General features: G+C 60.4%; 19 protein-coding genes. 17 read left to right on the top strand and 2 right to left on the bottom strand.

Annotation, left to right across the window (positions count from 1 at the left end):
* Positions 1–84 precede the first annotated feature (84 nt).
* From ACIPL2_RS01460 to ACIPL2_RS01430, 7 genes are all read left to right on the top strand, one after another.
* Entirely contained in the window at positions 85–681 is a 597-nt protein-coding gene (locus tag ACIPL2_RS01460) for a paraquat-inducible protein A (protein ID WP_401352289.1), read from the top strand.
* The gene (locus ACIPL2_RS01455) at positions 678–1,334 is read left to right on the top strand and encodes a paraquat-inducible protein A (RefSeq protein WP_401352286.1); all 657 of its coding nucleotides are present in this window, start codon (positions 678–680) and stop codon (positions 1,332–1,334) included. The genes ACIPL2_RS01460 and ACIPL2_RS01455 overlap by 4 nt, the downstream gene beginning before the upstream one ends.
* Positions 1,315–2,970: an intermembrane transport protein PqiB gene (locus tag ACIPL2_RS01450; protein ID WP_401352283.1), complete on the top strand. Its 1,656-nt coding sequence runs from the start codon at positions 1,315–1,317 to the stop codon at positions 2,968–2,970. The genes ACIPL2_RS01455 and ACIPL2_RS01450 overlap by 20 nt, the downstream gene beginning before the upstream one ends.
* A gap of 17 nt (positions 2,971–2,987) precedes the next feature.
* Positions 2,988–3,545 carry a membrane integrity-associated transporter subunit PqiC gene (locus ACIPL2_RS01445; protein ID WP_401352281.1) on the top strand — a complete coding sequence of 186 codons (558 nt, stop codon included), beginning with the start codon at positions 2,988–2,990 and terminating at the stop codon, positions 3,543–3,545.
* Positions 3,546–4,024: 479 nt separating this feature from the next.
* Positions 4,025–5,038: an iron ABC transporter substrate-binding protein gene (locus ACIPL2_RS01440; protein WP_401352279.1), complete on the top strand. Its 1,014-nt coding sequence runs from the start codon at positions 4,025–4,027 to the stop codon at positions 5,036–5,038.
* Positions 5,039–5,041: 3 nt separating this feature from the next.
* The gene (locus tag ACIPL2_RS01435) at positions 5,042–6,640 is read left to right on the top strand and encodes an ABC transporter permease (RefSeq protein ID WP_401352276.1); all 1,599 of its coding nucleotides are present in this window, start codon (positions 5,042–5,044) and stop codon (positions 6,638–6,640) included.
* Positions 6,637–7,707 carry an ABC transporter ATP-binding protein gene (locus ACIPL2_RS01430; RefSeq protein ID WP_401352273.1) on the top strand — a complete coding sequence of 357 codons (1,071 nt, stop codon included), beginning with the start codon at positions 6,637–6,639 and terminating at the stop codon, positions 7,705–7,707. The genes ACIPL2_RS01435 and ACIPL2_RS01430 overlap by 4 nt, the downstream gene beginning before the upstream one ends.
* 9 nt (positions 7,708–7,716) lie before the next feature.
* Here the strand turns inward: ACIPL2_RS01430 and xerC are convergent, their stop codons facing one another.
* Positions 7,717–8,655, bottom strand: coding sequence for a tyrosine recombinase XerC (gene xerC / locus ACIPL2_RS01425; protein ID WP_401352270.1), 939 nt, complete (start codon positions 8,653–8,655; stop codon positions 7,717–7,719).
* Between the two features lie 386 nt (positions 8,656–9,041).
* Between xerC and arnB the strand changes: the two genes are divergently transcribed.
* From arnB to ACIPL2_RS01380, 9 genes are read left to right on the top strand one after another with little or no spacing between them, the layout of a single operon-like run.
* A complete protein-coding gene (arnB, locus tag ACIPL2_RS01420; protein WP_401352268.1) occupies positions 9,042–10,190 on the top strand; it encodes a UDP-4-amino-4-deoxy-L-arabinose aminotransferase in 1,149 nt (382 codons plus the stop codon).
* The gene (gene arnC / locus ACIPL2_RS01415; protein ID WP_401352265.1) at positions 10,187–11,206 is read left to right on the top strand and encodes an undecaprenyl-phosphate 4-deoxy-4-formamido-L-arabinose transferase; all 1,020 of its coding nucleotides are present in this window, start codon (positions 10,187–10,189) and stop codon (positions 11,204–11,206) included. Before arnB ends, arnC begins: the two co-directional genes overlap by 4 nt.
* Positions 11,203–13,194, top strand: a complete 1,992-nt coding sequence (arnA, locus tag ACIPL2_RS01410) for a bifunctional UDP-4-amino-4-deoxy-L-arabinose formyltransferase/UDP-glucuronic acid oxidase ArnA (protein ID WP_401352263.1) — start codon at positions 11,203–11,205, stop codon at positions 13,192–13,194. Before arnC ends, arnA begins: the two co-directional genes overlap by 4 nt.
* On the top strand, positions 13,194–14,078 hold the full coding sequence (gene arnD, locus ACIPL2_RS01405; protein WP_401352260.1) for a 4-deoxy-4-formamido-L-arabinose-phosphoundecaprenol deformylase: 885 nt from the start codon (positions 13,194–13,196) through the stop codon (positions 14,076–14,078). The genes arnA and arnD overlap by 1 nt, the downstream gene beginning before the upstream one ends.
* Positions 14,075–15,724 carry a lipid IV(A) 4-amino-4-deoxy-L-arabinosyltransferase gene (gene arnT, locus ACIPL2_RS01400; RefSeq protein ID WP_401352257.1) on the top strand — a complete coding sequence of 550 codons (1,650 nt, stop codon included), beginning with the start codon at positions 14,075–14,077 and terminating at the stop codon, positions 15,722–15,724. Before arnD ends, arnT begins: the two co-directional genes overlap by 4 nt.
* Positions 15,721–16,065, top strand: a complete 345-nt coding sequence (gene arnE / locus ACIPL2_RS01395) for a 4-amino-4-deoxy-L-arabinose-phosphoundecaprenol flippase subunit ArnE (RefSeq protein ID WP_401352254.1) — start codon at positions 15,721–15,723, stop codon at positions 16,063–16,065. Before arnT ends, arnE begins: the two co-directional genes overlap by 4 nt.
* Complete coding sequence (gene arnF, locus ACIPL2_RS01390; protein ID WP_401352252.1) at positions 16,062–16,463, top strand: 4-amino-4-deoxy-L-arabinose-phosphoundecaprenol flippase subunit ArnF; 402 nt, start codon at positions 16,062–16,064, stop codon at positions 16,461–16,463. Before arnE ends, arnF begins: the two co-directional genes overlap by 4 nt.
* The gene (locus ACIPL2_RS01385) at positions 16,460–17,839 is read left to right on the top strand and encodes a UDP-glucose dehydrogenase family protein (RefSeq protein WP_401352249.1); all 1,380 of its coding nucleotides are present in this window, start codon (positions 16,460–16,462) and stop codon (positions 17,837–17,839) included. Before arnF ends, ACIPL2_RS01385 begins: the two co-directional genes overlap by 4 nt.
* A gap of 9 nt (positions 17,840–17,848) precedes the next feature.
* Positions 17,849–19,438: an ArnT family glycosyltransferase gene (locus tag ACIPL2_RS01380; RefSeq protein ID WP_401352246.1), complete on the top strand. Its 1,590-nt coding sequence runs from the start codon at positions 17,849–17,851 to the stop codon at positions 19,436–19,438.
* A 963-nt stretch (positions 19,439–20,401) separates the two neighbouring features.
* Here ACIPL2_RS01380 and ACIPL2_RS01375 read toward each other — a convergent pair.
* The gene (locus ACIPL2_RS01375) at positions 20,402–21,367 is read right to left on the bottom strand and encodes a LysR family transcriptional regulator (protein WP_401352243.1); all 966 of its coding nucleotides are present in this window, start codon (positions 21,365–21,367) and stop codon (positions 20,402–20,404) included.
* Positions 21,368–21,662: 295 nt separating this feature from the next.
* Here ACIPL2_RS01375 and argH point away from each other — a divergent pair, with 295 nt between their 5' ends.
* Entirely contained in the window at positions 21,663–23,090 is a 1,428-nt protein-coding gene (gene argH, locus ACIPL2_RS01370) for an argininosuccinate lyase (RefSeq protein WP_401352240.1), read from the top strand.
* The last annotated feature ends 145 nt before the right edge of the window (positions 23,091–23,235 follow it).

Genomic DNA, 23,235 nt, shown 5'->3' with positions numbered 1-23,235 from the left:
TCAGCCTTTCGATTTGCTCAATCGCGAGGCACTTCTATATTGAGGGAGTGCTCATCACTTTCTGCCTCCTGTCGAGCTTGGCCCATGGCAACGACTGACCAGCTGATCATTTGCGAGCACTGCGACTGCGTGTATGAAAAAGTCACGCTCGCCAAACATCAGAAAACCCTGTGTACGCGCTGCGGCGGCGTGCTTCAGCGCTATAACGGTCTGACGGTGCAACAGCGCCTGGCGTTGAGCTTCACCGCGCTGGTGCTATGGATCTTCACCAACTTCTACCCGGTCATGAGCATCAGCCTCAAAGGCCTGAAAAACAGCGCCACGCTCTGGGATTCGGTATTGGCCCTGAGTCACGGGCCTATCACGTTCATTGCAATGGTGGCGGCGATCGCAATGATCATCGCGCCGATTTTCCAGCTGGTGCTGCTGATCTGGGTCCTGAGCTTCGCCCTCGCGGACCAGCGCTCTCCCGGTTTCAAGTTCTGCATGCGCTGGCTGGAAACCCTGCGGCCCTGGAGCATGTTGGAGGTGTGCCTGCTGGGCGCCATGGTCGCGGTGATCAAGCTCGCCGGGTTGCTGGACGTATTGCCAGGGATCGGTTTGTTTGCCCTGGCAATTCTCAGCCTGATGATGATCCGCATCGCCGGGCGCGACGTCCGTGATCTGTGGGACATCCTATGAACAGACCTCCGGTGGCAAGCGAACTCAACCTGTGCCTGTGTCACAGCTGCGGGCTGGCCTGCGACATGACCCACGAGCCCCATGAATGCGAGCGCTGCGGCGCGCCGCTGCATCGGTACAAAACCAACTCGCTCGCCCGGACCTGGGCCTACATGTTCACCGCCCTGGCGTTTTACGTCCCGGCCAATCTGCTGCCGGTGATGAACACCAAGATGGTCGGCAACGGCGCCGACAGCACGATCATGAGCGGTGTGCTGGAGTTCTGGCAGCACGGCGCCTGGGACATCGCCCTGATCATTTTTATCGCCAGCATCGCGGTACCGGGCATCAAGTTCGTCGCCCTGACGCTGCTGTTGATTACCGTGCAGCGTGGCAGTTTTTGGGCACGCAAGGAACGGTCAACGCTGTACCGTTTCGTCGAGCTCATCGGTTACTGGTCAATGCTCGATGTGATCGTGGTGGCCCTGGTCGCCGCCCTGGTGAAGTTTCAAGCCCTGGCCGATATCGAACCGCGCCCGGGCATTCTATTCTTTGGCCTGGTGGTGGTGTTCACCATGTTGTCGGCGATGAGTTTCGACCCGCGCCTGATCTGGCAAAAAGAGCAGGACAACCCACAAAACGAGGAGGTCATGGATGAAGTCGCAAGCCACTGACGGGCCGCAAGCGCCCGGCCAGGCACCTGTAAAGACCCGTCGTTTCAGCGTTTCGCTGGTATGGATCGTGCCAATCGTCGCGGTGCTGGTGGGGATTTCGCTGGTGGTGCACAGCCTCCTGCAGGAAGGCCCGACCATTACCATTACCTTCAAGACCGGTAGCGGCCTGACCGCCAACAAAACCGAAGTCAAATACCGCAACGTGGTGATCGGGCACGTCACCGATGTTGAACTGAGCAACGACCAGAAAAGCGTCAACGCCACCGTCAAACTGGCCAAACAAGCCGAAAGCTTTACCCGTGAAGACTCGCAGTTCTGGGTGGTGCGCCCGCGAATCGGCGCGGGTGGGGTATCGGGCATCGATACCCTGCTGTCCGGGGACTACATTGGCGCCGATATCGGCCAGTCCAATACCCGATCAAAAAACTTCACCGGCCTGGAGAACCCACCACCGATTACCTATGGCGAGCCGGGCAAGCGCTTCATGCTGCACACCGAAGACCTCGGTTCACTGGACATCGGCTCGCCCATTTACTACCGCAAGATTCCTGTCGGCCAGGTGGTGGCCTATGCGCTGGATGCCGACGGCAAAGGGGTGAACATCGAAGTCTTCATCCACGCGCCCAACGATGCCTACGTCACTAAAAACACCCGGTTCTGGAACGCCAGTGGCATTGACGTGAATGTTGGCGCCAACGGGTTTTCGGTAAAAACCGAGTCGCTGTCCTCCATCCTGGTCGGCGGCATTGCCTTCCGGGCACCGGAATACAGCCCCAACGATGAGCTGGCCGGGGAGGAAAAAACCTTCGAACTGTTCGAAGACCAGCAAACCGCCCTCGCCCCACCCAACGGCAAGGGGCAATACCTGGCGTTGCGCTTCGATCAGGCGTTACGCGGCCTCAAGGTCGGTGCACCGGTGGAATTCCTCGGTGTCGAGTTCGGCAAAGTCGTGGCGGTCAATCTGGATTTCGACGCGAAAAAACGCAGTTTCCCGATCAATGTCGGCATCGTGATCTACCCGCAACGACTCGGCCAGGCCCATATCAAAATGCTCGAGGCCTTGAAGCATGACCCCAACGACGAAGCCGCAGGCGTTCGGCTGATGGGCACCTTCATCGAAAACGGTCTGCGGGCCCAGGCCCGTAGCGGCAATCTGCTGACCGGCCAGCTCTACATTGCCCTCGATTTCTACCCCAAGGCAGACAAAGTCGTGTTCGATCCGAACGCCCGCCCGGTGATGATTCCGACCGTTCCCGGCAGCCTCGAACAGTTGCAGGAAAAACTCGAGGCCATGATCAACAAGATCAACAACCTGCCCGTGGAACGCATCGCCAGCAACCTCGACGGCAACCTCGTCGAACTGCGCAAAGGCCTGACCCAATTCAACGCCAAGACCCTGCCCGGCGTGCAATCCACTCTGGCGGACGTCAGCAAAACCCTGAATTCGGCCAGTTCGACGCTCGCCGAGGATTCACCGCAACGTGAGCAGTTGACCCAGACCCTGGACGAACTCGGACGCATGTCGCGCTCGTTGCGTGAGCTGTCGGATTACCTGGGACGGCATCCGGAATCGCTGATCCGCGGTCGCCCCAACAACGCCGCGCCAATGGATCTGCAAGCGCCACCGCGCAACTGACCACAGGAGCAACACCCATGGCTTTTTCGTACAAGATCACCTTGGTCACTGCGCTGTTGCTGCTCACCGCTTGCCGCAGTGATCCGATTCAATTTCATACGCTGATCCCGACCCAATTGGCGGGTAACTCAAGGGCCGGCGTGGAGGATATCCAGATCGAAAGCCTCAGCGTGCCACCGCAGGTCGACCGTCCGCAGATTGTTGTTCGCCAAGGCAATAGCGGCCTGTCGATCCTGGAAACCCAATGGTGGGCCGCGAGTCTGGTGGATGAGCTGCGCAGCGCGCTGGTGGAGCAACTGGTCAACAGCAACCCCCGGCGCAAAGTGTCGGTACGCCTGGATGTGCAACGTTTCGACTCGATTCCCGGCCAATACGGCTTGATCGACGTTAAATGGCGCCTGCGCGACCTCGGGCAAACCGATGTCTCGCTGGTGACGTGCCGCAGCACGTTGCAGACGCCTTCCGGCCCGTCGATCGACGAGTTGGTGACGGCCCAGCAAAACAACGTCAAGCGCCTGGCCGCGCTGATCAGTAAAGCCGCCAGCGGAGCACAACAAGGCTGCCCATCAACCTGATCCCCTGTGCCGAAACCGTTCGACCCCTGTAGGAGCTGTCGAGCTTGCGAGGCTGAAATCGGCCCCCTGTAGGAGCTGTCGAGCTAGCGAGGCTGCGATCGGCTGCGAAGCAGTCGTGAAATCAGGCAATGCGGTGCGTCAGGAAGACCGCGTGTTCAGGGTTTACGACTGCTTCGCAGCCGATCGCAGCCTCGCAGGCTCGACAGCTCCTACAGGGGCCGATCGCAGCCTCGCAAGCTCGACAGCTCCTACAGGGGCCGAACGCAACTGACAGGCTCGACAGCTCCTACAGGGGTCGAGTGCAAGCTGGATGCATTTGTGATGAAATTTTGACGTTTTTTTCTCAATTCAAGCTCTACATTCGCCGCGCCTCAAACATGCAAATGATTCGTATTGATCTACACTGATCGACGACCCTTCCCGTTGATTCTGTCGAGTCTGCGCGCACGATTCTAAAAAAAGCCAGGAGCTGCCCACGCATGAATTCCCGTACCCCTTCTTTCCTGAAAAAAGCCCTGCTGGTCAGCGCTCTGTTGAGCGCCGGTCACGTGTACGCAGCTGATGCCGTGGGCATTGTGGTCTACAACGCCCAGCATGAAAGCCTGACCAAATCGTGGGCCGAGGGCTTTACCCAGGAAACCGGTATTCCGGTCACGCTACGCAACGGCGACGACACCGAGATGGGCAATCAGATCGTGCAAGAAGGCGCGGCCTCACCGGCTGACGTATTCCTCACCGAAAACTCCCCGGCCATGGTGCTGGTCGACAACGCGGGGCTGTTTGCCCCGGTCGCCCCGACCACTCTGGAACAGGTTGGCGAAGCGTATCGTCCGGCCCATGGCAAATGGGTGGGGATTGCCGCGCGCTCCACGGTGTTTGTCTACAACCCGAGCAAACTGCCTGAAGCCCAATTGCCCAAGTCGCTGATGGACCTCGCCGGCCCGAACTGGAAAGGTCGCTGGGGCGCTTCGCCGGCCGGTGCCGACTTCCAGGCCATCGTCGCCGCGGTGCTGGCACTCAAGGGTGAAGCCGCCACGCTCGAATGGTTGAAAGGCATGAAAACCAACTTTACCGCCTACCGCGGCAACAGCGCCGTGCTCAAGGCGGTCAATGCCGGGCAAGTCGACAGCGGCGTGATTTATCACTATTACAGCTTTGGCGACCAGGCCAAGACCGGTGAAAACAGCAAGAACACCGCCCTGCACTACTTCAAGCACAAAGATCCGGGCGCGTTTGTCAGTGTCTCGGGTGGCGGCGTCCTGGCGTCCAGCAAACACAAGGAACAAGCCCAGGCGTTCCTGAAATGGATCACCGGCAAAGACGGCCAGGCCATCCTCAAGAACGGTAAATCGTTCGAATACGCCGTGGGCAAGAACGCAGAATCCAACCCCAAACTGGTGCCTTTGCAGCAACTCGACGCGCCAACAGTCGATGCCTCAAAGCTCGACAGTAAAAAAGCCGTGGAACTGATGACTCAGGCCGGACTGCTCTAATTGATGCCTGAAACCCTGCCGGCGGGTGTCGCTGAGGCGGTACCCGCGAATTTGCGCCGACGCTCACGCGGTCTCCTTGCGGGCCGTGGTGGCGCGTGGGTGACTGGTTTGTCGGTGCTGGTGTCAATGCTGGCGCTCCTGCCGATTGCCTTCGTCATTGGCGTGTCCTTTGAGACGGGTTGGGCAACCCTGGTGCCGCTGGTATTCCGGCCACGGGTCGGCGAGTTGTTGATCAACACCGTGTTGCTGGTGGTGATCACGATTCCCTTGTGCGTCACCCTCGGCGTGGCGCTGGCCTGGCTGACTGAGCGCACCGATTTGCCCGGGCGGCGTGGGTGGTCGTTGCTGGCGACCGCGCCACTGGCGGTGCCGGCCTTCGTCCACAGCTATGCCTGGGTCAGTCTGGTGCCACCGATCCATGGGTTGTTCGCCGGGGTGCTGGTCTCGGTCATCGCCTACTTCCCGTTCCTGTACTTGCCGGTGGCGGCAACCCTGCGCCGGCTCGATCCGGCGATAGAAGACGTCGCCGAATCCCTGGGCCTCAAACCCTGGGCGGTATTTTTCCGCGTGGTGCTGCCGCAATTGCGCCTCCCGATCTGCGGCGGCGCCTTGCTGGTGGGCCTGCACCTGCTGGCGGAATACGGGCTGTACGCGATGATCCGCTTCGACACCTTCACCACGGCGATCTTCGATCAGTTCAAATCCACCTTCAACGGGCCTGCGGCCAACATGCTCGCCGGTGTGCTCGCCCTGTGCTGCCTGGTGATGCTGACGCTTGAGTCGGCGGCTCGCGGCAACGCGCGTTACGCCCGGCTCGGCTCCGGCAGTGCCCGGGACCAACGGGTCGTGCACCTCAAGACCAGGGCAACCGCCCTGGCGCTGGCCTTGCAAATCGTCACCTGCGCACTGGCGCTGGGTGTGCCGCTGATTACCCTGGGCAAGTGGCTGATCGCCGGTGGCACGCAAGTCTGGGAGCTGAGCGAACTGTTGCCGGCCCTGCAACAGACCCTGCAGTTCGGTGCCGCAGGCGCCGTGCTCACCACCTGCGCGGCCATCCCGATTGCCTGGCTGTCGATTCGCTCGCCGGGCCGTCTGCAACGGCTGCTGGAACGCTGCAACTACATCACCAGTTCGTTGCCGGGAATTGTCGTGGCCCTGGCCTTGGTGACGATCACCATCCATTTTGCCCGGCCGATTTACCAGACCACGGTCACGGTGCTGCTGGCGTACCTGCTGATGTTCTTGCCCCGCGCCCTGGTCAGTTTGCGGGCCGGTATTGCCCAGGCACCGGTGGAACTGGAAAACATCGCCCGCAGCCTCGGCCGCTCCCCTGTTCGGGCGTTGTGGCTGATCACCCTGCGCCTGGCCGCGCCCGGTGCCGCCGCAGGCGCCGCATTGGTGTTTCTGGCGATCACCAATGAATTGACCGCCACTTTGCTGCTCGCGCCAAACGGCACGCGGACCCTGGCCACCGGGTTCTGGGCCCTGACCAGCGAAATCGATTACGCCGCCGCGGCGCCTTATGCCCTGCTGATGATTTTGCTGTCGCTTCCGTTGACCGGAATTCTCTACCACCAATCCAAACGAACGGCTGGCCGATGAACACACTCGAACTGCACTCGATCTACAAGGCCTACGGTTCCCAACGGGCCCTGGAAAACATCAGCCTGTCGGTGCCCACCGGCAGCCGCACGGTGATCGTCGGCCCTTCGGGTTCCGGCAAAACCACCTTGCTGCGGATGATCGCCGGCTTCGAATTCCCGGACTCCGGTCGCCTGACGCTCAACGGTCAGACACTGGTCGACAGCACCCACGAAGTGCCGGCGCATCAGCGCTTGATTGGCTACGTGCCCCAGGACGGCGCCCTCTTCCCGCACATGACCGTGGCCGCCAATATTGGCTTTGGACTGTCGACCAAGGGCCTGGAAAAACAGGAGCGGATCGCTGAGCTGATGGACAGCGTGGCGCTGGATTCGAACATGGCCGAGCGTTGGCCCCACGAACTGTCTGGCGGCCAACAACAGCGCGTGGCGCTGGCGCGAGCCTTGGCGCAACAACCGCGATTGATGCTGCTGGACGAACCGTTTTCGGCACTCGATACCGGCCTGCGCGCCGCCATGCGCAAACTGGTCGCGCGGCTGCTGGCTGACGCGGGCGTCACCACCATTCTGGTCACCCATGACCAGAGTGAAGCGTTGTCGTTCGCCGATCAGCTGGCGGTGATGCGCCAGGGCCGGCTGGTGCAATCAGGCCATCCGCTGGACCTGTACCGCTATCCCGATGATGAGCAAACCGCACTGTTCCTCGGTGAAGCCGTGGTCATGCCCGCCAGAATCGAAGCGGGCTGGGCGCATTGCGACCTGGGGCGGATACCGGTCAACAACCACCGCAACAATCGTTCAGCGCAAATCATGCTGCGACCCGAGCAACTTCAGGTGTGCAGTCCGATCACCGGCGAAGCCCATTCACAAGGCTGCAAAGGCGTGGTGACGGACCGCGATTTCGGCGGCAATACCTGCACGTTGACCGTGGAACTGCAGTCGTTGGTCAACGAAGACCAACCCGGCCGCTCGCTACTGGTGCGCAGCTCCGGCATGCACGCGCCACCGGCGGGTAGTGCGGTGCATGTCTCGACCATCGGCCATGCCCATGTCCTCAGCGAAACCTGACGCCGTGCGTCACAGATCGAAGCGATCAACCGCCCGCCGCCGCTCGTTGTCATCGCGCACATCGTAGTTGGCGGTTGTCTGGATATTGCTGTGATGCGCGAGTTTTTGCGCGATCGACAAGTCGTGCTCTTCGATCACTCGGGTAATGAATGAACGCCGGAAATCATGCGGCATGATTTTCACCCCGACCTGCGCGCCGCGTTGCCGGGCGATGTAATAGATCGCATGTTTGGTAATGCGCTCGCGGGTGATGTGGCTGCCCCGGCGAATGCGGTTGAACAGGAACGTATCGTCCGTTTCACCCTCTTTCAACTGCGAGCGCCGCAGTTCCAGCCAGTCATTCAGCTTGGCGAACGCCCAGGCTGGCGCGTACTTGATCAGTTGCTTGTTGCCTTTGGCGGTGACCCGAAGGCTGCGCTCGGCGAAATCGAGCTGGTTGAGGTCGAGGTTCACCGACTCCGATTTGCGCATCCCCGAGCCATACAAAATCCCGATGATCGCCGCGTCCCGCAAGCCTTGTGGCCTTGGGTCGGCGGCGCAGACCGCCATCAATTCCTGGATCAGCGTGCGCCGCAGGTTGCGCCCCTGGGATAACCGCGTACCGGCAATGCCCTTGACCGAGCGCATTTTCAACAAGTGTTCCTGACTGATCAGGCTCATGCGCCATGCCTCGTTCATCACCCCGCGCACCGCGTTGACGTACAGCGAAGAGGTGTTCGGTGCGTAACCGTCGGTGCGCAAGGTCGCCACTAACGCAATCACGTTGTCGGGCTGAAGTTCATGCCACGGGATTTCCTCGATGTTCATGTCTTCGAAGCCCAGACGGTCGGCGGCATCCTGCAAAACATAGCGCATGGTGAGTTGACTGGATGGCGCAAGGCGCGCCAGGTACACGGTCAACGGATTGGTCTTTAGCGTACTTGAATCAGCAATAGGTAAGTCAATCAAACGAAACGGCCTTGAGTAAAAACAATTCAATAAAACAAATAAGGATTGAAACATCTTTCATATAAGGAGGAACACTTCTGTAGGACTTTTCCACTAAAAACCGCGATGAACGGCAGTAGTCTGAACAGTGGCTTAATAGCTTTCAGATAAACGATCCGCCGACCGGTTTTTCATGTTTCTTTCACAAAAACGGGCATAACCTTATTGCGTCCTGAGCTACCGAACGCTGACCCAAACTGCCGGCTCAGTCGTTGAATGTCAATTGATGCGGTTTATCACCACTCTGTTTCAACTTATTGATGCAGCTTTCGTTTTAGCGTCTACGCTGTCATTGGATCCAACGGTTCCGCACTGAACGTCATTGATCTTTCAGCCCCGAGGTACGCATGAGTCAGGCTTTTCTCCCCTTCTCCCGCCCCACTATCGGCGATGAAGAAATGGCTGCCGTAGAGCAAGTTTTGCGCTCTGGCTGGATCACTACCGGGCCGAAAAACCAGGAACTGGAAGAGCAATTCGCCAACTACGTCGGGTGTCGTCATGCCGTGGCATTGTCCTCGGCCACTGGCGGCATGCACATCACGTTACTGGCCATGGGCATCGGTCCGGGCGATGAAGTGATTACACCGTCGCAGACCTGGGTCTCCACCGCCAATATGATCTGCCTGTTGGGCGCGACGCCGGTGTTTGTCGACGTCGACCGCGACACCTTGATGAGTGATCTGTCGAGCATCGAAGCGGCGATCACTCCCCGCACCAAAGCAATCATCCCCGTGCATTACGCCGGCGCGGCGTTCGATCTCGATCCGCTCTATGCGCTGGCTGACAAACACGGTATTGCCGTCATCGAAGACGCCGCGCACGCGGCAGGCACTTTCTACAAGGGGCGCCACGTCGGCGCGAAAGGCGCGGCCATTTTCTCGTTCCACGCGATCAAGAACATGACCTGCGCCGAAGGCGCGATGTTCGTCAGCGATGACGAAGCCCTGGCCGCGCGGGTGCGCATGCTCAAGTTTCATGGCCTCGGCGTCGATGCCTACGACCGCCTGACCCACGGCCGTAAACCCCAGGCCCAGGTCATGGAGCCCGGCTTCAAGTACAACCTGGCCGACATCAATGCCGCCATCGCCCTGGTGCAGCTCAAGCGTCTGGACGAGATCAACGCCAAGCGCACGGAACTGGCCCGCGCCTACCTGCAACGCTTCGAAGGCTCAAAGGTGCAACCGCTGGCGATTCCGACGTACCCGCAGCAGCACGCCTGGCACCTGTTCATCCTGCGCATCGATCCCGAGCGCTGCGGGCTGGATCGCGAAGCGTTCATGAAAGCCCTGCAGGAGCAGAACATAGGCACCGGCATTCACTTCATCGCCACGCACTTGCACACCTACTACCGCCAACGTTTCCCCCACGTTCACCTGCCCAACACCGAATGGAATTCGGCGCGGCTGTGTTCGATCCCGTTGTTCCCCGACATGACCGTCGATGACGTCGATCGTGTCGTCGGCGCCATTGAAAACATTATGGACAGAAGCCTGTGAAACCTTATCCGATCCGTTGCGTGTCGATTGTCATCCCGGTCTACAACGAGCAAGACAGCCTGCCCGAGTTGCTCAGGCGGACCGAAGCGGCGTGCCGGCAGCTGCACCATGACTACGAAATCGTGCTGGTCGATGACGGCAGTCGCGACGACTCCGCGCACATTCTCGAAGAAGCCGCCAGGCGTGAGTGCAGCCCGGTGGTGGCGGTCATTCTGAACCGCAATTACGGCCAGCATGCGGCGATCATGGCGGGGTTTGAGCAGTGCAAAGGCGACGTGGTGATCACCCTCGACGCCGACCTGCAAAACCCTCCGGAAGAAATTCCCCGGCTGGTGGCCCAGGCCGAACTCGGCTATGACGTGGTCGCCACGGTTCGCAACAACCGTCAGGACTCGGCCTTGCGCCGTTGGCCGTCGAAGCTGATCAACCTCGCGGTGCAGCGTTCCACCGGCGTCGCGATGAGCGACTACGGCTGCATGCTGCGGGCCTACCGCCGAAGCATTGTCGACGCCATGCTCGCCTGCCGCGAACGCAGCACGTTCATCCCGATCCTGGCCAACAGCTTCGCCCGGCACACCACGGAAATCTTGGTGACCCACGCCGAGCGCGAACACGGCGAATCGAAGTACAGCCCGATGCGCCTGGTCAATTTGATGTTCGACCTGATCACCTGCATGACCACCACACCCCTGCGGCTGCTGAGCATTGTCGGCTTCGCCATGGCCGGTCTGGGCGTGCTGTTCGCCATTGCCTTGATCGTCTTGCGCCTGGCCTTCGGTGCCAGTTGGGCCGGTGGCGGTACGTTTGTGCTGTTCGCCGTGCTGTTCGTGTTTACCGGTGGCCAGTTCATTGGCATGGGTCTGCTGGGCGAATACCTGGGCCGCATGTACAGCGACGTGCGCGCCCGTCCCCGGTTCTTTATCGAGAAAGTCCTGCGTGGCCAACCCGCCATGCCGGCCCCTGTTGTCACCGTTGACGGCCTCACTTCCACTTCTTCAGATCAGGTTCTCTCATGAGTGCAAAAGCTGTTGTCTTCGCCTATCACGATATTGGCTGTGCCGGCATCGAAGCCTTGCTCAGTTCCGGTTATGACATTGCCGCGGTCTTCACCCACGCCGATGATCCGAAGGAGAACGCGTTCTACGGCTCCGTTGCGCAATTGTGTGCCAGCAAAGGTATCGCGGTGCATGCCCCCGAAGATGCCAACCACCCGTTGTGGATCGAGCGCATCAGCAAGCTCAACCCGGATTACCTGTTCTCGTTCTACTACCGTAACCTGTTGAGCGAGCCGCTGCTGGCCACCGCCCGTAAAGGCGCATTCAACCTGCACGGTTCATTGTTGCCGCGCTACCGGGGTCGCGCGCCGGCCAACTGGGTGCTGGTCAATGGCGAAACCGAAACCGGCGTCACCCTGCATCGCATGATCAAGCGTGCCGATGCCGGCGCCATCCTCGCCCAGCAAAAAGTTGCCATCAACCGCAGCGACAGCGCATTGACCCTGCACCGCAAATTGCGCGTAGCGGCCACCGACCTGCTGCGCGACACCTTGCCCGCGTTGCTGGCCGGTCAAGTCAGTGAAACGCCTCAAGACGAGTCCAAAGCCACGGTATTTGGTCGCCGCACCGCCGCGGACGGCAAACTGCTATGGCAACGTCCGGCCGAAGAACTGTTCAACCTGGTTCGCGCCGTGACCCAACCTTACCCGGGCGCATTCTGCGCGGTGGGCGAACACAAGCTGATCGTCTGGAGCGCCGAAGTCGCCCAGGGCAACGAAGGCCAGGCGCCGGGCCGGGTGATCAGTGTCGACCCGCTGCGTATCGCCTGCGGCAAGGATTCCCTGGTGATCAACGCGGGCCAGCGCAACGACAACGGCTTGTACCTCAGCGGCCCGCAACTGGCCAACGAGCTGGGGCTGGTCGACGGCTCCGTGTTGCGTGGCGCCGAGTCCGGGCGCGCGCCGCGTCGCACCCGTGTGCTGATCCTCGGCGTCAACGGCTTCATCGGCAATCACTTGTCCGAGCGCCTGCTACGTGACGACCGATACGAAGTGTATGGCCTCGACATCGGCTCCGACGCCATCGAGCGCCTGCGCAGCCACGCGCATTTCCACTTCGTCGAAGGCGACATCAGCATCCACTCCGAGTGGATCGAGTACCACATCAAGAAGTGCGACGTGATCCTGCCGCTGGTCGCGATTGCCACGCCAATCGAGTACACCCGCAACCCGCTGCGCGTCTTCGAACTGGACTTCGAAGAGAACCTGAAACTGGTGCGCTACTGCGTCAAATACAACAAGCGCGTGATCTTCCCGTCGACCTCGGAAGTCTATGGCATGTGCCAGGACAACAACTTCAACGAAGACACCTCCAACCTCGTCGTCGGTCCGATCAACAAGCAACGCTGGATCTACTCGATCTCCAAGCAACTGCTCGACCGGGTGATCTGGGCCTACGGTCAGAAAGGCCTGAACTTCACCTTGTTCCGCCCCTTCAACTGGATGGGCCCACGCCTCGACCGCCTGGACTCGGCCCGTATCGGCAGCTCCCGGGCGATTACCCAGCTGATCCTCAACCTGGTCGAAGGTACGCCGATCCGCCTGTTCGACGGCGGTGAGCAAAAACGCTGCTTCACTGACATCGCCGACGGCGTCGAAGCGCTGGCACGGATCATCGACAACGACAATGACGCCTGCAATGGCCAGATAATCAACATTGGCAACCCGGAGAACGAAGCCAGCATTCGCCAGTTGGGCGAAGAGCTGCTGCGCCAGTTCGAAGCGCATCCGCTGCGCGACAACTTCCCGCCGTTCGCCGGGTTCCGTGATGTCGAAAGCAAAGCGTTCTATGGCACCGGTTACCAGGACGTGTCCCACCGCAAACCGAGCATCGCCAACGCCAAGCGCCTGCTGGACTGGACGCCAACCGTGGAAATGAGTGAAACCATCGGCAACACGCTGGACTTCTTCTTGCGCGAGGCCATGCTCGAAATCGCGGACAAACCTTGATGCAGGCAGGTCTTCGAATCGATGTCGATACCTACCGAGGCACCCGTGAGGGGGTGCCGCGGCTGCTGGAAATCCTCGATGAAGCGCAGGTCAAGGCGACGTTTTTCTTCAGTGTCGGGCCGGACAACATGGGGCGCCATTTGTGGCGCCTTATTCGTCCGCAATTCCTCTGGAAAATGCTCCGTTCCAACGCCGCCGGCCTGTACGGCTGGGACATCTTGCTGGCCGGCACCGCGTGGCCGGGCAAACCGATTGGCCGTGACCTCGGGCACTTGATGCGCCAAGCCCGGGATGCCGGGCATGAAGTCGGCCTGCATGCCTGGGATCACCATGGCTGGCAGGCCAATGCCGGGCGCTGGAGCGACGCGCAACTGATCGAGCAGATCCGCCAGGGCGTCGACACGCTCAGCGACATTCTCGGGCAAAAAGTCGAGTGTTCGGCCGCCGCCGGTTGGCGCGCGGACGAGCGTGTGATCGAGGCCAAGCAGGCGTTCGGCTTTCGCTACAACAGTGATTGCCGCGGCCGAAACCTGTTCCAGCCGACCTTGGCCGAGGGTGGTTTGGGCTCGCCGCAGATTCCGGTGGACCTGCCGACCTTCGATGAAGTGGTCGGCTCGACGGTGGCCGCCAAGGACTTCAACGCGTTCATTCTCGAGCGCTTCAGCGCCGAACAACTCAACGTCTACACGATCCATGCCGAAGTAGAAGGGATTCTGATGGCCAACGATTTTCGTCAACTGCTGGCCGGTGCGCGTCAGCAAGGTATCTGTTTTCAACCCTTGGGCAATCTGCTGCCTGAGGCACCCGGCAACTTGCCGACCGGTCGTGTCGTGCGCGGCACGCTCGAAGGCCGTGAAGGCTGGCTGGGGGTGCAAGGCGCATGAGCAAACCCTGGACATTACCGTTGTTGCTGGGGATTTTTCTGATCGCGTACCTGCTGCCACTCGGCAGTCATGGCTTATGGATTCCCGACGAAACCCGCTACGCCCAGATCAGCCAGGACATGCTCCTGAGCGGCAACTGGGTGTCGCCGCATTTCATGAGTTTGCGTTATTTCGAAAAACCGGCGGCCGGCTACTGGATGATCGCCGCCAGCCAGGCGCTGTTTGGCCAGAACCTGTTCGGCGTGCGGTTTGCCTCAGCCCTGAGTACCGGGCTGAGTGTGTTGCTGTGTTACCTCATCGCTCGGCGGATGTGGAACGATCCGCGCAAGAGTTTTGCCTGCGCGCTGCTGTACATGAGTCTCACCGTCATCGCCGGCGCGGCGGGTTACGCCAACCTCGATCCGCAATTCACTTTCTGGGTCAACCTGAGTCTGGTGGCCTTGTGGTTTGCGCTGGACAGCGCCAGCCGTGGCCAGCGGTTGATCGGTTGGGCGGGATTGGGCTTCGCCTGTGGCATGGGATTCCTGACCAAGGGATTCCTCGCCTGGCTGCTGCCAGTGCTGATCGCCCTGCCCTGGATGCTCTGGCAAAAACGCTGGCGTGAGCTGCTGGTCTACGGGCCGCTGGCGATTGTCGTGGCCATTGCCGTCAGCTTGCCGTGGGCCTTGGCAGTGCATGCGCAGGAGCCCGATTACTGGCGTTTCTTCTTCTGGCACGAACACATCCGCCGCTTCGCCGGGGACGATGCGCAGCACGAAGCGCCGTGGTGGTACTACTTGCCGTTGCTGGTGGCGTTCAGTCTGCCGTGGGTGGCGTTGTTGCCACCGGCGCTCAAGCAAGCGTGGCAAACGCGTCGTCAGGCGAATATCGCTTTCCTGTTGTTGTGGTTGTTGATGCCGCTGCTGTTTTTCAGCCTCAGCAACGGCAAATTGCCGAGCTACATCCTGCCGTGCCTGTTGCCCCTGGCGTTGTTGCTGGGCCATGCCCTGGCGGACCGTTTGCAGCGCGAGCAAGGCCGGGCATTGGGCATCAATGGCTTGCTCAATCTGGTTCTGGGTTTGCTCGTCCTTCTCACCCTGGTCTACCTGCAACTGAAAAAACCGCTCTACAACCATGAACTGCATAACTTGGTGCTGGTGTTCATCGGCCTGATCGGCTGGATCATGGCCAGTCTGCTGCAAGCGTTCAGGCCACTGCAATGTTGGGCCGCACCGGCCTTCGGCAGTCTGTTGCTGATCGGCTTGCTGCCGGCCGGGCTGCCTGATTCGGTGGTTGCCAACAAAATGCCCGACCAGTTCATCCTCGAACACGCAGAGGAACTGGGCCAGTCCGGCCAGCTACTGAGCAACGACCTGGGCGCTGCCTCGGCCCTGGCCTGGCGCCTGAAACGCCCGAACGTGGCGTTGTACAACACGATAGGCGAACTGAAATATGGCCTGGCCTATCCTGACGGCGTGCAGCAGCGAGTCGACCCCAAACAGGTGCAACAGTGGATGCGCGAAGCCCGTCGCAACGGTTCCGTCGGCGTGCTGATGCGGGTCAAGGGGGAGGACGAACTGCGCGAAGTCGAACGGCTGCCAAAGGATGGCAAGCGCTATGAACAAGGCAATCTCGTGATTTTGATTTTTCCGCAGGCCGAATCATGAGCCTGCTACTGCTATTGACCGCCTGCCTGCTGACCTGCCTGGGTCAGATCGCCCAGAAGTACGCCGTGGAAAGCTGGCGTGGCCAGGCTTCGGGCTGGGGCGAAAAACTGCGTTCGCCGTGGTTGTGGCTGGCACTCGCCTCCCTGGGGCTGGGTTTGCTGGTGTGGCTGCTGGTGTTGCAGCGCCTCGAAGTCGGCATTGCCTACCCGATGCTGAGCCTGAATTTCGTACTGATTACCCTGGTCGCCCGTTTCGTTTTCCACGAAGCCATCGACCGGCGTCACTGGCTGGGCGTGGCACTGGTGATCGGCGGCGTGGCGCTGCTGGGGCAACAGGCATGAACCTGCGTCGCGGATTCACCTTTGCCCTGGGCAGCGTGTTGCTGGTCAGCGCTGCGCAGTTGGCCATGCGCTGGAGCATGAGCCGCCTGCCGACGCCGGAACACTGGCTCAGCGCGCCGATTGATTTGTCTGCCGTCGCCGTGGTGCTGGCCGCCGTCCTCGCCTATGCCCTGTCGATGCTTTGCTGGCTGCTCGCCCTGCGGGATGTGCCACTGGGCCGGGCGTATTCGCTGTTGAGCATCAGCTATGCGCTGGTGTACCTGCTGGCCGCCAGCCTGCCGCTGTTCAACGAAGCGTTCAGCCTTTCCAAAAGCCTTGGCGTGGCCCTGGTCATCCTCGGCGTCATCACCATTAACTCTCGACCTGCTCGCGCGCCCGAACTCAGGAGTGCCTCATGAAAATCAGTGTATTTGGTAGCGGTTACGTTGGCCTGGTGCAGGCCGCTGTCCTGGCTGAAGTCGGCCACGACGTGGTCTGCATGGACATTGACGAGAAAAAAGTCGAGTTGCTGCAACAAGGCCACGTGAGCATTTTCGAACCGGGGCTGGCCAGCCTGGTGCGCGAAAGCCTGGAAGCCAAGCGGCTGCAATTCACCACCGACGAGAAGCTCGCGGTGCAGCACGGGCAAGTTCTGTTCATCGCCGTGGGAACCCCGTCCCGGGACGACGGCTCGGCCGACTTGCGCTACGTGCTGTCGGTGGGCGAAGCCGTCGCCCGGCATCGTGAACAACCGGTGATTCTGGTGGAGAAATCCACCGTGCCCGTGGGCACCGGCGACACCTTGCGCGCGCACATCGACAAGTGTCTGATCAAGGTTGGCCGGCTGTTGCAGTTCGATATCGTCTCCAACCCGGAGTTTTTGAAAGAAGGCTCCGCAGTGGCCGATTGCCGACGTCCGGACCGAATCATCATTGGCTGTGAAAGCGATGAGGTGCGTGAGGTGATGCGCGAACTCTATGGGCCCTTCAACCGCAACCATGACCGGATCATGTTCATGGACCTGCGCAGCGCCGAGCTGACCAAATACGCTGCCAACTGCATGCTGGCGACCAAGATCAGCTTCATCAACCAGATCGCCGAACTGGCCGAACACCTGGGGGCCGACATCGAATCGGTGCGCCTGGGCATCGGTGCCGACTCGCGCATTGGTTACCACTTCATCTATCCGGGCTGCGGGTATGGCGGCTCGTGTTTCCCCAAGGACATGCGCGCGCTGATCCACAGTGCCGAAGAGGCCCACTGTTCGAGCGATCTGCTGCAAGCGGTGGAAGCCATTAACCAGCGGCAAAAACACAAACTGTTCGAGCGCATCAACGCGTTCTACAAGGGCGATTTGCGCGGCAGGACGTTTGCCCTGTGGGGCCTGGCGTTCAAACCGAACACTGACGACATGCGCGATGCGCCGAGCCGGGTGTTGCTGGAATCGCTGTGGGCGACCGGGGCCAATGTGCGGGCGTTCGACCCGGAGGCCATGCAGGAAACCCAGCATTTGTACCCGGACGAATCGAAACTGATGCTCATGGGCACCCCGGAATCGGTCCTGGCGGGCGCCGATGCGCTGATCATCTGCACCGAGTGGCAGCAGTTCAAGGCACCTGATTTCGACCTGATCCGCCAACGGCTCGCTGCCCCGGTGATTTTTGACGGGCGTAACCTGTACGACGCCGAACGCCTGGCGCGCAGCGGCTTCATGTACTTCCCAATGGGCCGGGGCGAGTCGCGCAAGTTGCCGATTCCGCATCAGCAGTGGCCTGTTGCATCCGTGGTCGCCTAGGTCATCGGCATGTCCCCCCTTATCCGCCGGCAGTCCCTGGGGCTTGGGCTGCTGGCACTGTTGCTGTTCAGCGCCGGGGTGTACCAGCAGGCGCCGATCGGTTTCGATTCGCGGTTTGTGCTGTTCGCCCAGGAGATGCTGCGCCACGGACCGTCGGTGTTCCCGACCACGTATGGCCAGCCTTACGCCGATTACTCGGCGCTTTCGACGCTGTTCATCTGGTGGTTGTCTTTGCCGTTCGGGCAGGTCAACAGCCTGAGTGCCTGGTTGCCGAGTGCGATCGCCGGGGCGGTGATCGTGACGTTGATGTACCGGTTGCTGGCGCCCTACTCCCAGCGCTGGGCCTTACTGAGCATCGCCCTGATGCTGATGACCAACACCTTTGTCACCGAAACCCGTGCCGTGTCCCAGGACCTGATGCTCGCGGCGGTGGCTTTTTCGGTGTTTTACCTCGGTTATGCCGCCGATCATTTCGAGGCGAAACGCCGCTGGCTGCTGGTTTTCACGCTGTTGCTGCTGGGCTTCGGTGTTCGCGGGCCGATTGGCCTGGTGATCCCCACCGGCATGTTGTGCAGCTACTTCGTGCTTAATCGGCAATGGCAGCGCTTGTTCGGTTTTGGCCTGACAGCCGCTGTGCTACTGGCCGTGTGCGTCGGCGTGCTGTTGTGGCTGGCCGAAACCATTGGCGGCCCGGCCTTCATGCAGGACGTGGTGCGCATGCAAGTCATGGGGCGCCTGGACGGCAGCGAAGGCGTCAGTGGTTCGCTGTATTACTTCACCAGCTCGGTGGGCAACTATGCGCTGGCTTATCCGTTGGCGCTGCTGGTGTTGGCGGCGGTGTGGCTGACGAATCCACGCCAAAGCGGACCGGCGCTGCGCCTGTTGCAATACTGCACGGCAGCGGCGTTGATTGTGATGGTCGGCTTATCGATTCCCCAGGCGAAAAAGGCCCGCTATCTGCTGCCGATGTTGCCCATGGTGGCGATTATTGCGGCGTATCCGTTTCAGGTGGTGCAGGGTCGGGTGTTTGTGTGGTTGCGCGGGTTGATGCAGGGGCTTTGGTTGTTGATACCGGGGCTGTTGATCGTTGTATTGCTGGTCGCTCAGCGGCGTATGCCCGATCAACTGGTCAACGTTACGGTGACGTTGCTGCTGCTCGGCGTGCTGCAACTGATCGGGGTGCTGGTTCTTTTCAGATCGCGCTGGCGGGAAGAGACGCTGGCCGTTTGCACGATCCTGGCGCTGTGGTCGTTTTACATCCTGGTATTCGAACCGGTCGAACGTCGGCTCTACGACACGCAAACCTTCAGCCGTGCGGCCTTCGCGATGGTTCAGAAAGACCCGGCGCCGCTGGTGATGCACGTCATGGGCAAGGATGCCAAGGCCATCAAGTTCATGGTCAATATCGAGCAGGACTTGCAGCCGGTGTTCACCGAATCCACCCAAGAACTGGAAAACCTTCAGGGGCCGGCGTGGTTGATGATGGACCAGAGCGATTACAGGGCTTTGAAAGACACTCCTCTGGGCAACTTGCAACCGGTGTTGAGCGGGCGTTTTGATAAGAATGATTTTGTGTTGCTGCACCTTAATCCCATGTAGCAGCTGTCGAGGCTGCGTTCGGCGACGAAGTGGTCGTGAGTTGGGGCCTTTGGTGGGGTGCATATCCGTTTTTTGGGTCGTGGCTTATATCGGTTTCGCCCTTACGGCGAGTCACTTGGAAAAGCCCCAAGTAACCAAGGGCTCTTGCCCCTGTCGTTCGGTGCCTCGCTAAGGCTCGGCATGCCCTCGCTCCGGTCCTGCTCCGTGGGCCCGCCGCCATCGGCCATCCATGGCCGGGGGCGGCTAACCCGGCATCCCTGCCGGGTTACCCACTGCGCAGAACCTCCACTCGGCCTCTCGAGAGGGCGGTGCATCAAAATCAAAAGCACGGCGGCCTGCAGGCCGGCCTGATTTCAAGGCAATGCATCCCCCCTGTAGGAGCGAGCTTGCTCGCGAAAAACGTCAACGATGACGCGTTTTAACCGGATAAATGCGGTGCCTGTGGGTCCATCGCGAGCAAGCTCGCTCCTACAGGGATGCGGTGATTTCGGACGCTACGTTCGCTTTTGATCTTGCCGTTGCTTCGGCTTTTGATCTTGATCTGTTGCCCCTTTCCCAGAGGCCGAACGCAGGCGTTGCGCAGGGGGCAACCCGGCATGGATGCCGGGTTAGCCGCCCCCGGCCAGGGATGGCCGATGGCGGCGGGCCCCCGGAGCAATGCCGGAGTGAGGGCATGCCGAGCCTTAGCGAGGCACCGAATGGAGGGGCAAAGCCTTTTGCTTACTTTTCGGCGTCTGGAAAAGTGAGTCGCTGTAAGAGCGAAACCATAAGCAGCCGTTACCGCAGGAATGGATATGCCCCCGATTCAATCCTTCGCCAACCTGTCACAACACTATGCGTATACGGAGCGGTATGTAGCCTGCGTCCAACTGCGCAGCACTCGTAAGTTATCCAGTGCAAAAAGTTAATGTAAGTCGCAAAGGAGTACTTCGATTCAGATCACGTTCTCAACGCCGCCAAAAATCACAGCGGCACCTTCAAATCCACCCCCAACGCCTGGGCAAACGCCTTGACCAGCGGACTGCGCACAGTGTTATGCCGCAGGATCAGATTGAACGGCGTAACGATGCTGATCAGGTCCGGACGCACCGCCCGAAACTGCCCCTGAGCAACCATCGCCGCCGCATAATGCTGAGGCAGGAAACCCACGAAACGGCCAGTCTTGATCAATAGCGCCACAGCTTCCACCTGGGTCGCCGAGGCAGAAAAACTGTCGTAGTGGGCAAAGTTCAGCTTGTCGCGGTGGATCGCATAACGGTGGTTGATGCACTCATAATCCTTGAGCACATCGCTGCCCATTTCAGCGTCCGCCATCGAGAACAACGGATGACCGACCGCGCAATAAACCTCCGAGCGTTCCTCATACAACGCGTAGTAATCAAACTCTTCTCTTTTTTGATAAACCGGCACGATCCCCGCGACTAACCGCCCCTCTACCACGCCTCTTTCCACCTCATCCAGTTGCGACGCCTGAAGTTGAAACCTTACTTTCGGTGATTCTTCATTGATGCGTCTAAGCGCAGCAACTAACGGTGAATTAACATCCGAAATCGTATTATCAATCACGCCTACGCCAAGGTCGCCGATGAGTTCATTCTGTGCCGAACTAAGACGATCACGAAAGTTGTCGACCGAGGCAAACAAGTCGATGGACGCCTGATACACCAGGCTGCCTTCTTCAGTCAGGTGAAAACCCTCCCGGCCTCGGGTGCACAAGCGCATGCCGATGCGAATCTCAAGGTCGGAAATCTGTTTGCTGATAGCCGCCAGCCCCACATTCAGCTCGTTTTGGGCCGCACTGAAGCCGCCGGCCTCGACCACCGCCTTGAACACTTTGAGCAGTTTGAAGTCCAGGCCGCTGAGGGCCAGCGGTGCTCGATGTGACGTTTTCGGTGGCGGGTTTCCGGAATTGGAAAGTGGGGTTTCCATAATGCTTATTTACCTCTGGCGCCCTATTCAACACTCTGTGCTCAACAACAAAAACATAGCTGGCCAATAATAATGAACACAGAAAACCAGGCTTGGCAACCGCTAATAAATTCCGCACATCGGTGCCAACTCACTGATTTCGAACTACTAAAAGCTGACACTTCGATCAGCTCTCGCCCTTTCGCAACTGCCCTCTTGAAAACTGCTCTGACCTAACCACGCCCCCACGATTTACGGCGCGTTTTCAGGTCCGGCACATCGACTTCTGTTCGCTCTACCGACGAGGAAAATAACAATGTCTCAAACCACCGACCGTCTCTGGGGTGCTCGCTTCAAAAGCGGCCCGTCCGAAGCCCTGGCGGCCCTGTCCCGTTGCCCTGAGCGCTACTTCCGCCTCACCCCGTACGACCTCGCCGGCTCCAAGGCTCATGCCCGTGAACTGCAGCGCGCCGGGCTGCTGGACGAGCAAGAAACCCAGACCATGCTCGACGCCCTTGAGCGTATCGGTGACGACTTCCGCGCCGGCAGCATCGCACCGACCCTCGACGACGAAGATGTCCACACCTTCATCGAACGCCTGCTGACCGAACGCCTTGGCGCCCTCGGCGGCAAGCTGCGCGCCGGCCGTTCCCGTAACGACCAGACCGCCAACGACTTGCGTCTGTTCCTGCGTGATCACGTGCGCACCCTGGCCGTTGAAGTGCTGGCCTTGCAGCAAGCGCTGGCGGATCAAGCCGAGCAACACATCGAGAGCATCTGCCCGGGCTTCACTCACCTGCAGCAGGCCCAACCCATCGTCTTCGCCCACCATTTGCTGGCCCACGCCCAATCGATGCTGCGTGACGTGCAGCGCCTGGTGGACTGGGACGTGCGCACTTCGCTGTCGCCACTTGGCGCGGCGGCCATGGCCGGTTCCGCCATCGCGCGCCTGCCGCAACAGTCGGCCAAGGAAATGGGCTACAGCGGCGTGTGCGAAAACTCCATCGACGCTGTCGCCAGCCGCGATCACGTCGCCGAATTCCTGTTCATCGCCAGCATGCTCGGGATCAACATTTCCCGCCTCGCCGAAGAGTTTTGCCTGTGGTCGTCGCGGCAATTTCGCTGGGTGGTACTGGACGATGCCTACGCCACCGGCAGTTCGATCATGCCGCAAAAGAAGAACCCGGACATCGCCGAACTGGCTCGCGGCAAGGCGGGTCGCCTGATCGGTAACCTGACCGGTCTGCTGTCGATCCTCAAATCCTTGCCACTGTCCTACAACCGCGACTTGAGCGAAGACAAGAACGGTGTGCTCGACAGCGTCGACACCCTGTTGCTGGTGCTGCCGGCCATGGCCGGGATGGTGGCGACCATGAAGGTCAACGTCGAAGAACTGCGCCGTCAGGCTCCGATGGGTTTCACCCTCGCCACCGAAGTCGCCGACTGGCTTGCCATGCGCGGCGTGCCGTTCAAGGAAGCGCACGAAATCACCGGCGCATTGGTCCAGGCCTGTGAGAAACACGACATCGAACTGTGGGAAGCCTCGCCGGCGCTGCTGGCCGAGATCGATCCGCGCCTGACACCCGAAGTGCGTGAGGCCCTGACCCTCGAAGCCGCCATTGCCGCCCGCAGTGGCTGGGGCGGGACCGCGCCGCAACAGGTACGCGAGCAGATCGGCCGCTTGAAAACCGCCCTCGCCGCCCAGCAAGAGTGGACCGAAAACTATCAGGGCTTCCGCCTCTGAAGCAGAACACAAAACCTGTGGGAGCGAGCCTGCTCGCGATAGCGGTATGACATTCAACCTCCCTGTGCCTGACCCGCCGCCATCGCGAGCAGGCTCACTCCCACAGGGATTGTGTGTGACCTGAAACACCAGTGTACGGAGAAAC

The sequence above is a fragment of the Pseudomonas sp. NPDC086251 genome, from assembly GCF_044746405.1.
Classification (GTDB): domain Bacteria; phylum Pseudomonadota; class Gammaproteobacteria; order Pseudomonadales; family Pseudomonadaceae; genus Aquipseudomonas.
The sequence above is the reverse complement of the archived record's forward strand: the minus strand, read 5'-3'. Positions and strand labels throughout refer to the sequence as shown.

Excerpts from the sequence above, each read along its gene's own strand:
- ACIPL2_RS01460 (WP_401352289.1), top strand. The coding sequence starts at position 85 with ATGGCAACGACTGACCAGCTGATCATTTGCGAGCACTGCGACTGCGTG.
- ACIPL2_RS01455 (WP_401352286.1), top strand. The coding sequence starts at position 678 with ATGAACAGACCTCCGGTGGCAAGCGAACTCAACCTGTGCCTGTGTCAC.
- ACIPL2_RS01450 (WP_401352283.1), top strand. The coding sequence starts at position 1,315 with ATGAAGTCGCAAGCCACTGACGGGCCGCAAGCGCCCGGCCAGGCACCT.
- ACIPL2_RS01445 (WP_401352281.1), top strand. The coding sequence starts at position 2,988 with ATGGCTTTTTCGTACAAGATCACCTTGGTCACTGCGCTGTTGCTGCTC.
- ACIPL2_RS01440 (WP_401352279.1), top strand. The coding sequence starts at position 4,025 with ATGAATTCCCGTACCCCTTCTTTCCTGAAAAAAGCCCTGCTGGTCAGC.
- ACIPL2_RS01435 (WP_401352276.1), top strand. The coding sequence starts at position 5,042 with ATGCCTGAAACCCTGCCGGCGGGTGTCGCTGAGGCGGTACCCGCGAAT.
- ACIPL2_RS01430 (WP_401352273.1), top strand. The coding sequence starts at position 6,637 with ATGAACACACTCGAACTGCACTCGATCTACAAGGCCTACGGTTCCCAA.
- arnB (WP_401352268.1), top strand. The coding sequence starts at position 9,042 with ATGAGTCAGGCTTTTCTCCCCTTCTCCCGCCCCACTATCGGCGATGAA.
- arnA (WP_401352263.1), top strand. The coding sequence starts at position 11,203 with ATGAGTGCAAAAGCTGTTGTCTTCGCCTATCACGATATTGGCTGTGCC.
- arnD (WP_401352260.1), top strand. The coding sequence starts at position 13,194 with ATGCAGGCAGGTCTTCGAATCGATGTCGATACCTACCGAGGCACCCGT.
- arnT (WP_401352257.1), top strand. The coding sequence starts at position 14,075 with ATGAGCAAACCCTGGACATTACCGTTGTTGCTGGGGATTTTTCTGATC.
- arnE (WP_401352254.1), top strand. The coding sequence starts at position 15,721 with ATGAGCCTGCTACTGCTATTGACCGCCTGCCTGCTGACCTGCCTGGGT.
- arnF (WP_401352252.1), top strand. The coding sequence starts at position 16,062 with ATGAACCTGCGTCGCGGATTCACCTTTGCCCTGGGCAGCGTGTTGCTG.
- ACIPL2_RS01385 (WP_401352249.1), top strand. The coding sequence starts at position 16,460 with ATGAAAATCAGTGTATTTGGTAGCGGTTACGTTGGCCTGGTGCAGGCC.
- ACIPL2_RS01380 (WP_401352246.1), top strand. The coding sequence starts at position 17,849 with ATGTCCCCCCTTATCCGCCGGCAGTCCCTGGGGCTTGGGCTGCTGGCA.
- ACIPL2_RS01375 (WP_401352243.1), bottom strand. The coding sequence starts at position 21,367 with ATGGAAACCCCACTTTCCAATTCCGGAAACCCGCCACCGAAAACGTCA.
- argH (WP_401352240.1), top strand. The coding sequence starts at position 21,663 with ATGTCTCAAACCACCGACCGTCTCTGGGGTGCTCGCTTCAAAAGCGGC.